The organism is Pseudomonas sp. S2_C11 (assembly GCF_054668395.1).
In genome coordinates this window covers 2,180,980-2,195,445 of sequence record NZ_CP162765.1, presented here as the reverse complement: position 1 = coordinate 2,195,445, position 14,466 = coordinate 2,180,980, and the positions used below count along the sequence as shown (strand labels likewise).

Annotated in this window: 9 protein-coding genes; 4 read left to right on the top strand and 5 right to left on the bottom strand. The window is 58.6% G+C overall.

Going from position 1 to position 14,466, the window contains the following annotated elements:
• Nucleotides 1-2: 2 nt before the first annotated feature.
• Nucleotides 3-1,505: an ATPase domain-containing protein gene (locus AB4N48_RS10035; protein ID WP_056789781.1), complete on the top strand. Its 1,503-nt coding sequence runs from the start codon at nucleotides 3-5 to the stop codon at nucleotides 1,503-1,505.
• Nucleotides 1,502-3,172, top strand: a complete 1,671-nt coding sequence (locus AB4N48_RS10030) for an ATP-binding protein (protein WP_150635167.1) — start codon at nucleotides 1,502-1,504, stop codon at nucleotides 3,170-3,172. The genes AB4N48_RS10035 and AB4N48_RS10030 overlap by 4 nt, the downstream gene beginning before the upstream one ends.
• A gap of 43 nt (nucleotides 3,173-3,215) precedes the next feature.
• Here the strand turns inward: AB4N48_RS10030 and AB4N48_RS10025 are convergent, their stop codons facing one another.
• Genes AB4N48_RS10025 through AB4N48_RS10005 form a run of 5 tightly spaced genes read right to left on the bottom strand, consistent with a single transcriptional unit; the run spans nucleotide 3,216 to nucleotide 9,742 of the window.
• Entirely contained in the window at nucleotides 3,216-3,593 is a 378-nt protein-coding gene (locus AB4N48_RS10025; protein ID WP_056789776.1) for a response regulator, read from the bottom strand.
• A gap of 44 nt (nucleotides 3,594-3,637) precedes the next feature.
• Nucleotides 3,638-4,852 carry a hybrid sensor histidine kinase/response regulator gene (locus tag AB4N48_RS10020; RefSeq protein WP_041480260.1) on the bottom strand — a complete coding sequence of 405 codons (1,215 nt, stop codon included), beginning with the start codon at nucleotides 4,850-4,852 and terminating at the stop codon, nucleotides 3,638-3,640.
• Nucleotides 4,846-5,439: a chemotaxis protein CheB gene (locus AB4N48_RS10015; RefSeq protein WP_056789773.1), complete on the bottom strand. Its 594-nt coding sequence runs from the start codon at nucleotides 5,437-5,439 to the stop codon at nucleotides 4,846-4,848. Before AB4N48_RS10015 ends, AB4N48_RS10020 begins: the two co-directional genes overlap by 7 nt.
• The gene (locus AB4N48_RS10010; protein WP_016774863.1) at nucleotides 5,436-6,269 is read right to left on the bottom strand and encodes a CheR family methyltransferase; all 834 of its coding nucleotides are present in this window, start codon (nucleotides 6,267-6,269) and stop codon (nucleotides 5,436-5,438) included. Before AB4N48_RS10010 ends, AB4N48_RS10015 begins: the two co-directional genes overlap by 4 nt.
• Nucleotides 6,269-9,742, bottom strand: coding sequence for a response regulator (locus AB4N48_RS10005; protein ID WP_460095315.1), 3,474 nt, complete (start codon nucleotides 9,740-9,742; stop codon nucleotides 6,269-6,271). Before AB4N48_RS10005 ends, AB4N48_RS10010 begins: the two co-directional genes overlap by 1 nt.
• Before the next feature lie 265 nt (nucleotides 9,743-10,007).
• Here AB4N48_RS10005 and AB4N48_RS10000 point away from each other — a divergent pair, with 265 nt between their 5' ends.
• Together AB4N48_RS10000 and AB4N48_RS09995 are read left to right on the top strand one after the other, a co-directional pair.
• Nucleotides 10,008-10,367, top strand: coding sequence for a response regulator (locus tag AB4N48_RS10000; RefSeq protein ID WP_095180108.1), 360 nt, complete (start codon nucleotides 10,008-10,010; stop codon nucleotides 10,365-10,367).
• Between the two features lie 606 nt (nucleotides 10,368-10,973).
• Nucleotides 10,974-14,462, top strand: coding sequence for a hypothetical protein (locus tag AB4N48_RS09995; protein ID WP_460095313.1), 3,489 nt, complete (start codon nucleotides 10,974-10,976; stop codon nucleotides 14,460-14,462).
• Nucleotides 14,463-14,466 lie beyond the last annotated feature (4 nt).

Below are 14,466 nucleotides of genomic sequence, written 5' to 3'. Positions count from 1 at the left end.
TTTTGACTACATCAAACGAGTTGATCAGTGCAAAGGCCGCCGTCGGCATTGTAGGTCTGGATGACATCCTTGCCGGTGGCTTGTCTCGCGGCCATGTGTTTTTGCTCGAGGGGGAACCCGGGACCGGCAAAACCACCGTGGCGTTGCATTTCCTGCGCGCCGGTGCGCTGGCCGGGGAACGCTGCCTGTACATCACTCTCTCGGAAACCGAGAAAGAACTGCGTCAAGGTGCGCTCTCCCACGGTTGGGAGCTGAACGAAAACATCAAGATCTTCGAGCTGACACCGCCGGAAAGCCTGCTCAATGCCGAGCACCAGCAAAGTCTGCTGTATTCCTCGGACCTTGAACTGGGTGAGGCGACCAGGCAGATTTTCGAAGTGGTCGAACGCTTCAAACCGACCCGCGTAGTGCTCGACAGTCTCTCGGAGATCCGTCTGCTGGCGCAGAGCTCGTTGCGCTATCGTCGGCAGATTCTGGCGATCAAGCATTACTTCGTGCGCTACGACGCCACCGTCCTGCTGCTCGACGACCTGACCACCGAGTCCCTCGACAAGACCGTGCACAGTGTCGCCCACGGCGTGATTCGTCTTGAAGAGCTGACACCGAGCTACGGCGCTGAGCGTCGGCGCGTTCGAGTGGTCAAGTATCGCGGGCAGAAATACCGTGGCGGTTTCCACGACTTCACCATCATGGGCGACGGCGTCCATGTTTTTCCACGCTTGGTAGCGGCGGAGCATCGCGGCGACTACCCACGTCTGCAGCTGTCCAGCGGCATCCCGCAAATGGACGCCCTGCTCGGCGGCGGCATCGAAACCGGCTCCAGCACGCTGATTCTCGGCCCGGCCGGTACCGGTAAATCGCTGATCTCAATGATCTTCGCCGCCGCAGCGGTGGCCCGAGGCGAAAAAGCCGCGCTGTTCATTTTCGATGAAGAGCTGGGCCTGCTGTTCGAACGCATGCGTCATCTCGGTATCGACCTCAAAGCCTTGCAGGCCACCGGTAATCTGCTGATCGAACAAGTAGACGCCGCCGAATTGTCTCCCGGTGAGTTGTCCCATCGCGTGCGGCGTTGCGTCGATGAGCTGGGTATCAAAACCGTGGTAATCGACAGCATCAACGGCTATCAAGCGGCGATGCCGGAAGAAAACGCGCTGGTGCTGCACATGCACGAGCTGTTGCTGTACCTGAACCGCAAAGGCGCGGCGACTTTCATGACGGTCGCCCAGCACGGCTTGGTGGGCGATATGCAGGCGCCGGTCGATATCACTTACCTGGCCGACACGGTGATTCTGTTGCGCTACTTCGAAGCCCTCGGCAAAGTCCGCCGGGCGATCTCGATTATCAAGAAACGTACCGGCAACCACGAGTCGACCATCCGTGAATACCGGATCTCCTCGCATGGCATGACCATCGGCCAACCGCTGGAATCCTTCCAGGGCGTGCTGCGTGGCGTGCCGACCTACATGGGAGCGAGCAATCCATTGCTTGAGGATGAAAGCTTGTGACGGTCAACACGCCGTTGGCCGAGCGAGTGCTGGTGCTGGCGCCCATGGGTCGCGACAGCCAGATCGCTTTGATGATCCTCAACGAAGCCGGCTACGGCGGCATGGTGGCGCCGAATCTCGGCGCTCTGTGCACCGAGCTGGAGGTCGGTGCCGGACTGCTGGTGATTGCTGCTGAAGCGCTGCGCGGACCTGAACTGGAAGGGCTAATCGCCTACCTTGACCAGCAGCCCGCGTGGTCGGACATGCCAATTGTCCTGCTGACTCATCATGGCGGCGATGAACAAGGCCCTCCGTCGCGCCTCAGCACCCTGCTGGGCAACGTGACGTTTCTCGAGCGCCCCTTCCATCCCGCGACGCTGGTCAGCCTGGTCTCCGCCGCCCTGCGTGGGCGGCGACGACAATATGAAGCGCGCGATCGGCTGATCGACCTGAGTGAAAGCGAACGACGCCTGCAATCGACTCTGGAGACCCTCGAGCAGCAAGTCGAAGAGCGCACCGCACAACTCCGCCACAACGAAGAAGCCCTGCGCCAATCGCAGAAAATGGAAGCGGTCGGCCAACTCACTGGCGGCATCGCTCACGACTTCAACAACATGCTCACTGGCATCATCGGCAGTCTCGAATTGCTGCGTCGACGTCTGGCCCGAGGCCGCACGGAAGACCTCGACAGCCTGATCGATCTAGGTGTGACGTCAGCGAACCGCGCCGCCGGCCTGACTCACCGTCTGCTGGCGTTCTCGCGCCGTCAGTCACTCGACCCGAAAGCCGTGCAAATGAACACGCTGGTGCTGTCGATGGGCGAGCTGCTGCAACGCAGCCTCAATGAAAGCATTCATCTGGAAATGCGCCTGGACGACAATCTCTGGGTTGCCGAGGCCGATCCCAATCAACTGGAAAGCGCCCTGCTCAACCTGGTGATCAATGCCCGTGATGCGATGCCCGAGGGTGGCAAGCTGGTGGTGGAAACCAGCAATCAGGTGCTGCATCGCGAATTCACGGCTGCGTACAGCAATCTGGAGCCAGGCGATTACGTGATGCTCAGCGTCACTGACAATGGCAGCGGCATGCCGCAGAGCGTGGTCAGCCGTGCGTTCGATCCGTTTTTCACCACCAAGCCGATCGGCCAGGGCACCGGCCTCGGACTGTCGATGATCTATGGTTTCAGCAAGCAGTCGCGTGGGCATGTGTCGATCGACAGTGAAATCGATGAAGGCACCACGGTAAAACTCTATCTGCCGCGTTTCCGGGGTGAGGAAGTAGAAATTCCCGTCTCGGATTCGCAGCAGGCTCCGTATGCGATGGATGGCGAAACCGTACTCATCGTTGAAGACGACCCGGCGGTGCGCGTATTGGTCAGCGCCGTGCTCAGTGAGCTGGGTTACGCGTTCGTCGAGGCCGGTGATGCCGACGGCGCCATGCCGATTCTCAATTCGACGCAACGTATTGATTTGCTCATCAGTGACGTTGGTCTGCCGGGGATGAACGGTCGTCAACTGGCGGAGGTTGGTCGGCAATATCGCCCAGGTCTGAAAGTGTTGTTCATCACCGGTTATGCCGAGCACGCGGCGGTGCGCGGTGGCTTCCTCGACTCGGGGATGCAGATGATCACCAAGCCATTCACCTTTGATCTGCTCACCGCCAAGGTGCGGGAGATGATCAATAGCTGAATCTATAGGAGCTGCCGAAGGCTCGGCAGCTCCTGCATGAGAATCAGGCCAGCAATTCCTGAATCTTTTCCTGCAACACATCCAGATCAAACGGTTTTTCCAGAATCGGTGCGCTGTTGGTAATCGGGCTGCCGGTCTCACGGATTTCCTGCGGATAGCCGCTGATGAAAATCACTTTGAGGTCCGGTCGCAATTTCACCGCCGGATCGGCAATCTGCACGCCGGAGATCCCGCCCGGCAGGCGGAAATCGGTAATCAGTATGTCGAGATGAGGTTTGCTGGCGAGGATCTCGAAAGCCTGCTCGCCATTTTCCGCTTGCAACACGCGATAGCCCTGCCCCGACAGGTAATCCGTCAGGACCATCAAGATAACCGGTTCGTCTTCGACGACGAGTACTACATCTTGCGCATCTACGCTCATGGGAAGCCTTTGTTCGGTCAATAGCTGCTGATACGACCGTGTGGTCACTCAGAGGTTGCGTCGGATATGCCGTTTTCCTGGATTGGCAGACAAACGCGAAACAGGGCGCCCTCGTTGATTTCACTCTCGACGACGATGGAGCCGCCATGGGCGGCGACGATCTGCTCGGAAATGAACAGACCCAGCCCGAGCCCGGCCACCACCGTCTTGGCGGACACCCGTTCGAACTGCTGAAAAATACGCTTCTGGTTCTCGGCGCTGATGCCGATGCCGTGGTCTTGTACCTCGACCCGGGCCTCGTCATCTTCGCGATAGACGCGCACCTGAATCGGGCTGCGACCACCGTAACGCAAGGCATTGGTCAGCAGATTGGACACCACTTGCTCGATGCGGAACTCGTCCCAGCAACCTTCTACCGGCGCCGATGCCTCGAAGGAAACGCTGGTTTCTGCCGCTTCCATTTGCGAGGCAAAATTCTGCAGGAGATTGCTGACCAGTTGCACCAGATCGAAACGACTCGGTCGGATCGACAGTTTGCCGGTGCGGATTCGCGAGACATCGAGCATGTCTTCGATCAGGCGAATCAGGCTTTTGATCTGCCGCTCATCGCGGTCGACCATCGCCTGCATCTTGTCGAGGGTGAACGCTGAGGCGTTGTCTCGCGCCAGATGCATTTTACGCAACTGGGTTTCGAGAATCAGGCCATTGAGCGGCGTACGCACCTCGTGGGCGACGATGGACATGAAGTCATCACGCATGCGCACCGCTTGTTCCAGCTCCAGCTGGGTGCTTTGCAGTTGTTGCAGCAGCGCTTCCTGCTCACGCCGGGCCTGCTCCAACGCCTCGACCTGCTGCTTCATCGCCTTGCTCTGGCGATACAGATCGACGAAAACGTTGACCTTGCTCTTCACCGCATGGATATCCAGCGGCTTGTGCAGGAAGTCCACCGCACCGCTTTCATAGCCTTTGAACGCGTAGTTGAGTTCTCGGCCGGCAGCGCTGACAAAGATGATCGGAATGTTCTTGGTCTTCTCTGTACCGCGCATCAGCTCGGCGAGTTCGAAGCCGTTCATGCCGGGCATCTGCACGTCGAGAATGGCCATGGCGAATTCGTGCTGCAGCAACAGCGACAGTGCTTCGTCCGCCGACAGAGCCTTGTAGACCGTGCGATCCTCGCGCTTGATCAGCGCTTCCAGCGCCAGCAGGTTTTCTGGCAGATCGTCAACGATCAACAGTTTGGCTTGGATATTACTCAGCATGCGATTCGTTCCAGCTCGACTAGCAGACGGCCGATGCCGTGAATGGGTAGGACATGATCCGGCTGCAGAACGTTCAGTGCAGCCTGGGGCATGGTGGCGACTTGTGCATCCTCGGGGTCTTGAACAATGGTCAGGCCGGCGCAACGCTTGACGTAAGCGAGCCCGCGCGCGCCATCGTGATTGGCGCCGGTCAGCAGGACAGCGGCGAGTGTCTCGCCGTAAACGTCAGCGGCGGATTCAAACAGGTAATCAATAGACGGCCGCGAATGATGTACGCGGTCCTCCAGGCTCAGTGACAAGCTGCGATCCGCTTCGACCGACAAGTGATAACCGGGCGTGGCGAAATACACCGTGCCGGCTTCAATGTCCTGCTTGTCTTCGGCTTCTCTGACCGGCATCGCCAGGCGCCGGGAGAACACTTCGGCCAGATGACTGCGGCGTTCTTCCGGCAGATGCAGAACGATGATGATCGGCAGCACATAGCCTTTGCGTAATGGCCCGAGCAGGGTCAGCAACGCCTCGACACCGCCTGCGGAGGCGCCGATCACGACAGCCTCGATGCGAGGCAGGCTCGGGGTGTCGTTCATGATTTGCGGTAGATCCGTTCTTGTTTGACCAACGCCTCGAACTGGTTCGAATAGTTGGAAAAATCCAGGGTTTCCTTGCTGCCCAGCACCAGAAAGCCGCGATGCGACAACGATTCATGGAACAGCCCGAACGCCCGGTCCTGCAGCTTCTTGTTGAAGTAGATCAGCACATTGCGGCAGGAAATCAACTGGGTTTCGGAGAACACGCTGTCGGTGGCCAGACTGTGGTCGGCGAATGTCACGTTCTCGCACAGGCTCTTGTCGAAAATCGCGTAGCCATAGGCTGCGGTGTAGTAATCGGCAAACGAACGCTGGCCGCCGGCCTGCTGGTAATTGGCGGTGTAGGCGCGGACGTTTTCCATGGAGAAAATCCCTTGCTTGGCCTTCTCCAGCGAGCGCGGGTTGATGTCGGTGGCGTAGATGATCGTGCGGTCGAGCAGGCCTTCTTCGCGCAGCAGAATCGCCATCGAATAGACCTCCTCGCCCGTGCTGCAGCCGGCAATCCAGATTTTCAGCGACGGATAGGTGCGCAGCAGCGGCACCACTTCGTTGCGGATCGCCAGGAAGTGCGAAGGATCACGGAACATCTCGCTGACCGGGATCGTCAGCAGTTGCAGCAGCTGCATGAACGCCGTCGGGTCGTGCAGGACTTTCTCTTGCAGGGCCGAGATGGTCGCGCACTCGAACTGACTCAGCGCGTGCTGCACCCGGCGCTTGATCGAAGCGCCGGAGTAGTCGCGAAAGTCATAGCTGTACTTCAGGTAAATCGCCTCGATCAACAAGCGTAATTCGATTTCGCTGTTGCGCTCGGCTGAACTGCTGCGTTCCACTAGATGCGTTCCATTTTCGGTAACCACACACGTATCAGCGAGAACAGACGATCAAGGTCGATGGGCTTGGCCAGGTAATCGTTGGCGCCCGCTTGCAGGCAGCGCTCCTGATCGTCCTTCATGGCCTTGGCCGTTACCGCGATGATCGGCAGCTTGCGCCAGCGCGGATCCTTGCGGATTTCCATGGTGGCTTCGAAGCCATCCATTTCCGGCATCATCACGTCCATCAGCACCAGGTCGATGTCCTCGACTTCATGAAGTTTCTCAATCGCTTCGCGGCCATTACGGCCGATCACCACGACTGCGCCTTTGTGTTCCAGTGCACTGGTCAGGGCGAAGATGTTGCGCACATCGTCGTCCACCAGCAGCACTTTACGACCTTCAAAGACCTTGTCGCGGCTGCGCGCGGTCTTGAGCATCTTCTGCCGTTCATGGGACAGCTGCGATTCGACTTTGTGCAGAAAGAGTGTGACCTCGTCGAGCAACCGCTCCGGGGAGCGCGCGCCCTTGATGATGATCGAGCGCGAATACTTGCGCAGCTCGGCCTCTTCATCGCGGGTCAGGTTGCGGCCGGTGTAGACAATGACCGGCGGGAACGAGCAGATGTCCTCGGTGGACATGCGCTTGAGCAAATCGTTGCCGAGCATGTCCGGCAGCTTGAGGTCGATGACCATGCAGTCGTAGATGGTCGTGCGCAGCAATTCCAGGGCGTCCTGGGCCAGGCCGACTGCAGTGATTTCAATGTCTTCGTCGCCAATCAGCCGCGCGATGCTTTCGCGTTGCAGATCGTCGTCTTCGACCAGCAGCACGCGCTTGACCTTCTGCGTCAGCTTGGCTTCCAGACGAGCGAAGACGTCCTTGAGCTCTTCGCGGGTGGTCGGCTTCACGGCGTAGCCGATGGCGCCCATGTGCATGGCAGCCTCGACGCGGTCTTCCACGGAAATCACGTGCACCGGAATGTGCCGGGTTTCGGCGCGTTCTTTCAGACGTTGCAGCACAGTCAGACCAGAGTGATCCGGCAGGCGCATGTCGAGCAGGATCGCATCCGGCACGAATTCGCGGGCCAGGTCGTAACCCTCGTCGGCGCCGTGGGCGACCAGACACATGTAACCCAACTCATGGGCCAGGTCATAGAGGATACGGGCGAAGTTGGGCTCGTCTTCCACCACCAGAATGCAGCGGGTGGCGAACGGCGCCTTGTCGCGATCGTCGGCGAAGCGCGGGATGACTGCCGGAATCGCCGATGCGAGCGGAGCCGCAAGAGCAACTGGCGCAGGCGTCACAGGTGCCGGGTGGAAGGTCAGCGGCGCGGCCGGCGTTTCACCGAATTCGTGATACTGACGCGGCAACACCAGCGTAAACGTACTGCCCTGCCCCGGTACGCTGTCGACGCTGATCGAACCGCCCAGCAACGTCGCCAGATCCCGCGAGATCGACAGGCCCAGACCGGTGCCGCCGTACTTGCGATTGGTGGTGCCATCCGCCTGACGGAACGCTTCGAAGATACTTTCCTGCTGATCCGCAGCGATACCAATCCCGGAATCCCTGACGCTGAAAGCGATGTGATCATTCGGCTGCGCGGTGATGCTCAGGCTGACGGCGCCGTGCTCGGTGAACTTTATCGCGTTGGACAGCAGGTTCTTGATCACCTGCTCCAGCCGCTGCCGGTCAGTGAACAGTAAGCCGGGAGCGTCCGGCTGGACCTCGACAGTGAAAGCAAGGTGCTTGTCGGCAGCAAGCGGTTCGAACATCGAGCGCAAGCCATCGACCAGACGATCGACGCGGGTGTTTTCGGCAATCACTTCAAGCTTGCCGGCCTCGACCTTGGAAATGTCGAGGATGTCGTTGATCAGGTTGAGCAGATCGTTGCCGGCCGAATAGATCGATTCGGCAAACTTGACCTGCTCCGCCGACAGATTCTGCTGCGGGTTTTCCGCCAGCAGCTTGGCCAGAATCAGCGAACTGTTGAGCGGCGTGCGCAGTTCGTGGGACATGTTGGCGAGGAATTCGGACTTGTACTTGCTCGAGCGTTGCAGCTCTTCGGCACGCTCTTCAAGCTGGATCTGCGCCTGATTCAGCTCGGTGTTTTTCTTGTCCATCGCATCGCGCTGCTCGGCGAGCTGCTCGTTGGTCTGCTCCAGCTCAACCTGCTGGGTTTCCAGATGCGCCTGGGATTCCTTGAGAATCCGCGACTGTTCTTCCAGCTCTTCGTTGGCGGTCTTCAGCTCTTCCTGCTGCACTTGCAGCTCTTCATTGAGCTGCTGGGTTTCGGCGAGCACTTCCTGCAAGCGTTGACGGTAACGCGCCGCTTCGATCGAGGTGCCGATGTTGCCGGCAATCAATTCCAGCAGTTCGATGTCGCGCTCGGACAGCGGACGCAGGAAACCCAGCTCGATCACGCCATTGACGCGGTCGTCATCACTGGTCGGCACCACCAGCACACTGTGCGGCAGACCTGCACCGAGCCCGGAGCTGACTTTGAAATAGTCGCCCGGGACCGCGTCGAGACGGATCAGGCGTGCCTGTTCTGCCACTTGGCCGACGATGCCTTCGCCGCTGTAGATCGTTTGATTGAGCTCTTCCTGCTCGCGGGAGAAACCATAAGTCGCCACGCGCTTGAGGCCGCCATGTTCTTCGCGCACATAAAGCGCGGCGACGGCAGTACCAAGGTATTGCGCACAGAATTGCAGAATGTTGCGCCCCAGCAGGTTCAGCGTCAGTTGCCCCAACACCTGCTCGGCCAATTGTGTCTGGCCGTTGCGCAGCCACGCCTGCTTCTCCAGGCGTTCAGCGCTGGCCAGCTGCGCGGCGAGGTTGGCGCTGTAATTGGTCGACAGGTTGAGCAGATCACGGCGGCCGATGTAGGCCAGCAAACCGCTGATCCCGACGATGAAGATCAGATAAAGAGTGATGCTCCAGATGGTGGTGCGACGCACATCCTCGTTGCGCGTGGCGCGCAGCACTTGCTCGGTCTCGATGACGTCCTCGAATTGCTTGCGGATTTCATCTGTCAGGCGCTTGCCCCGCCCGGCCTTGACCGCGCCTCGATAATCACCGCTGCTGCGCTGCAGATCGATCATCGATTGCGCGTAGTTGGCCCATTCCACCTGCAAGGCTTGCAAACGGCGCAAGCGATCGGTCTGCACCGGATTATCGGCGGTCAGCTCCAGCAACGTATTGAGAGCGACCTCGATACGCGGCTTGGCAACTTCGTACGGGTCGAGAAAGTGCTCGTCACCGCTGAGCAGATAGCCGCGCATGCCGGTTTCGAGATCGACAGTGAGTTTCACCGCCTCATTGGCGTTATTGATCACCCGGTCGGTATGCTCGACCCACTGGATGACGGACAGCAAATAGGTGATCAGTGAGACGAAAAACACCGCACTGAGCACGCCGACGCCCAGCGGCAGGCTGACGTTGCGACTCAGAAGTTTGCGGAACCGTTGTTCATCAACCGAGGACGGAGAGGACATGGGGCAGCCTTGTCGAACTGTTGAAAACCCGAGAGTTTGCCCCAAAACCCCGCCATGGATCCATTTTTCTCACACAAATGATGGCATTTTCCTACGCACACCTGCGCATTGGACGACGCCAACGGTTATCCTTGCCTCACCGCACTGACCTGTTCTTTTTTGTTTCAGCTCGGGAACTTGTGGCTATGCGCCACTTACTCATGCAAGAGTCCGGCAAATTCGCTTGCCCGGTATCCCCCGATTTCATTTTTCTGAGAGTCCTGCCATGTCTGCCACTCCATCCACTATCCTGGTCGTAGAAGACGACTCCATCGTGCGCATGCTTATCGTCGATGTGCTGGAGGAGCTGGAATACACGGTATTGGAGGCTGATGACGGCAACGCGGCACTCGAAATCCTTGCGGATCCTGGCAAAGCCATCGATTTGATGATGACCGACTACGGCCTGCCTGGCATGAATGGCCGCGAACTCTCTCAAAAGGCCCGTCAGCTGCGCCCTGCTCTGCCCATCCTGTTCGCCAGCGGCTATGCCGAGAGTCTCGAAGTACCCGATGGCATGCATGTCATCGGCAAGCCCTTCTCCATCGATCAATTGCGCGACAAAGTTAAAGGCATTCTGAAATAAACCTGATAAATGCCCGTCGCAGATGCAACTTGTCACATCCGAAAATAATCAGCAACTAACTAACACTGCCATTGCTTAACCTGCCAGCTCTATCCTGAATCATCTTTGGCCGCGTTAATAAATAACGAAATACAGCCAGGGAACTTTCGATACTCATTCAGGATAGTGCCCATGCAGTTCATTTCTTCCGACGTGCCTGCCGCCGTCGATTGCTCCGCTTCTGACAAACAGGAACGCGCGCTTATTGTTCAGTTACTTGTTGAAGCCCTTAAGGCAACTGAGTTTGAAGTCTCGGCCGACAGTTACTCGGCAAGCGCCTCGCTGCCGGTCGCCACTGTATTCAATGTGCAAGATCGCTTCATACCCCGGGTCATCGGCAGCAGTTTTGACGAACGCTGTGAACCAGCACGCAATGCCTTGAAAAATTTAATTGCAACCCCGGAGTTTGCGCAGCTGTTACGCAACCATTCTTTTTCAGCTGATATTCAACTAGCAGTGGATACCAACGCCGGAGTTCTCGTTGTTTATGACTCAGAGTTCGAATCCCATCGTTTCAGTATTGCACTGGATAATGCTGAAGTTTCGGTGTTTTCCGAAGAACTCGATATGCTCGCCGATTTGGCGAAGAACATCGGCGGCGTCGTTTATTCCGGCCAAGTGATTGGCATAGTGCAATGGTTGAAGTTCAACGGTTATGACTTGCCGACGAACATTGCCGAAACCCGGGCTCTGATTGAATGGCTGGCCTTCGAACTGCCCGAGCCACCCGCCTTGGGCGACTACCACGAATTGCTCCACGCCGATGAGTCATCACCGTTTCATCTATCGATGGCGGACCGCAAAGTCATAACCCAGACAGTGCATGAGCTGACCCAAGGTGCGACAAGCCTGTTGCAGGTACTGGCGTTCGCCAACTTCAACCTGATTCCGGCACAGGACATACGCGACAACGCGGACAAGTTCCTGCACAACTTCCTGAGGCGAAAAACCGCTCGCGCCCTGGGAGAAACCCTGCATGCACGCCTTGGCTGGCATCTGGAAGCCAATAACGCGGACGTGCGCGAACGCCAGGTCAATGAGTTAGTCATCGCTGCGCTGATCATCGACATGCAATTGCGCTCCGATCAGCCTCTTGTCGCCGGCTATGACTTCTATCAACCGGCGAATTCCACACTCAGCGCTGCCGAAGTACGCGTCCTGTTCGAACAGCATCTGGTTGATCTGGGCCTGAGCGAAGCGCACAACGCGCCACTGGCAGCGCATCTATTGATCGCGGGTGCAGCACCGGAGTTGCTGATCGACCAGATCCCGCCCGGGCTCACGCTGGACAAGCCAGGCTGGGTAACTGCGCGCCAGAGCGCTGCCGTGGTCGAGCACGCCGCACCTGGCAGCTCGCGTGCAATGACGTTTGCACAACTCAAGGCGTTTTCCGAGCTGACCCCGGTTTCCGGTGAGCTCGACAAGTTGTACGAAGCGGCGGCGATCCCGGCGGTGGTGGACTGGGCGGTACTCAACGGAGTCATCCCTTACCGCAGCGACAAAGACTACGACAAGACCACGGTGATCAAGGCCAGCGCGTATTTCTCGCGTTACATGGAGGCTCTGGCCCAGTCTGAAACAGGCTTGTCCACCGCGCCACCGGACCGGCGCAAAATCGCTCTGCGTGCGCTGGAGCAAGTGATGCCCGCCGGCGCCTATCTCGAACAGCCGGCCTTCGAAATAAAGTACCTGGACAGTTTCGGCGAACGTAGCTGGATCGAAGGGTTGAAGGCTGCGCATCCGGCGGGAATTCTCACCGAGTTCTGGAATTTCCTCGCCAGCGCCACTGACAACAACCAATACGCGATCAACGGCCTGTTGCGCCTACGCCTGTCGATTCTCGATCTGTATCTTTCCGGCGATCTGGTTGAAGACGGGCAACTTTCGGACAAATTCAAGACCCGCGACAACTTCCACCCCCCGGCCGATGCCTTCACCCGCCTGGCCGAACTGCAATCGCCGTCGCAACTGTTTGACCAGGCGTTTGATCGTTACTACCGGAACGTGCGCGAGGGTCTATCGTCCCTGATCAAAATGGCGATCACGCAGATGCCAGAGCATGATCGTCAGGCCTTGACCAGCGGCCAAATGACCTTCTACACCGTCAGGAAGGAAGTCAATCCACTGAATACGCAGCAAGAAACGCAAATCCAGCGAGATGAGGCCAATGGGCGTTACGGGATTATTCTTTGCTGCGACAACGGTGATCGGCTGCGTGCTTACGAATTGTTCACGCTGCGCGGCGTCTGCTACGAGCGTCCGGATCTGGCGCTCAAGCTGCAAGACACCGGTCTCATTCATCAACGGCCGACCCTTTCATACACTGGCAGCAAGTACGATTTTCAGGACAAGAACAAAGCCAGCGAGTGGCCCCTCGATTACGCCGCCTACCGCGAGGGCAGCGAACCACGCCAGGGCATGACTTCCAAAGTAGTGGTGGAGAAGCTCTGGCAGTTGCAACTGCAAGAGACTGATGTGCGCGCGGTTCCGCTGTTCTTTTCTGCGCAACTGGATGAGATCGCCCAATGCGTACTGGACAACCATCCTGTCGCCCGCCGCGAAGAGTTGTATGCCGCACTGGATGTGCGCAACGGCCTGGAAGAATGGCGCGACACCAGGGAGATCGTCGAGAACCTGGCAATCAACGTCATCGTGCCGTTCAAACAGTGCATTGAAGACATTCGTTCCGGACGCACCGACCGTGTCGCCGAAGGCATTGGTGGCTGCATTCTGGATGGCCTGTCGGTCATCGGCCTGCTGGTCGGTCTTGGCGCGTCGGCAGCGAGCATCATCGCCAAGACCGGGTCGACCACCCTAAAACTGCTGAAAGTCGCCAAAGCCGTGGCCCGAGCGACCGTGTCGCTGATCAACCCGCTCGACGGTTTGCCCGCCCTCGCCCGCAAAGGTTTTCGTCTGGTCAAACGCGGCGTGGTCTTTGCCGGTGAAACCGCGCTCGACACCGCGCACACCGCCAGCGTGCAATTGAAAAGGTTGATCCATGGTGTCGAGAGTCGGGACTGGCTCAGGCTCTCCCACACCGGCGATGTGCGTCAGGCGACCTGGCGAGGCGCCGACGCGCTTGGCGAGGCGATCGACATCGCAGTGCTGGAACGCAACCAGGACTGGCACGCGCTGAGCATCCGCACCGGCGGTGCCTGGGGCCCGCGCCTGAAACTGCTCGACCTGGGTAATTTCGCCCCGTTGAAGCGCCTGTTCGGCCGCTTCAAGCCATTCAGTTACACCCGCGGTTATCTGAAAAAAGCCATTCCCCGCGCCCGGACCAAGCTGGACAACTCCATCAACGCGCTGTCGCAACTGTCTTCCAACGACGACATTCGCGCGGTGCTCAAGCATGTGTTCGGTAACGATTCCGATGAAGTGGCACAGCACGTGTCGAAACATCTCAGCGCGATGCGCAAGGATCTCGAGTCGATCAGCTTCAGCAATGTGACGTTCCGCCCGCATCAACCCGGCGTGATCGCCTCGCTTTCGCCACCGGCCTATAAGCGTTGGCAGACAGCGCTGCGCACCGGCGAAAAAATCGATGAGTCCGCAGGCCGGTTTCTGTCGATCTACCCGGACAATCTCGATGAGTTTTACAAGTTGTCGCGCTACGACGACGGCAGCGTCGCCGACGTGCTGATTCACGAAATGTCCCACGGTGGCCCGGACACCCTCGACCTGTACTACGGCAAGGTCTACCCGGAGTTGCATCAGGCGGAATTCGATGCGGTCGGACTGCTGGAGCTGGCTCGGGACGCGCGCAAGGCGCATCCGGACAACCTGATCAATCCACATCACGCTCTGGCGCACCGACCGGGATTCGTCGAGTTCAACCAGGTAAAAACCAGTCTGCCGAAACTGGTCCAGGACCATCCGGCCTTGGCCAACGCTGAGTCGTACATGCTTGCGGTGTCCCTGCTCGATCAAGCGCAAACGCGTCCGGCCATATTGAGCTTCAATGTGAAGACTATCGACAATGCCGTGCGCAACACCGCTGCCGGCAAGTTTCTGCAAGGGCCGCTGCTGCTCAACCTCGCCAAACCGGTCAGTTAAGCGC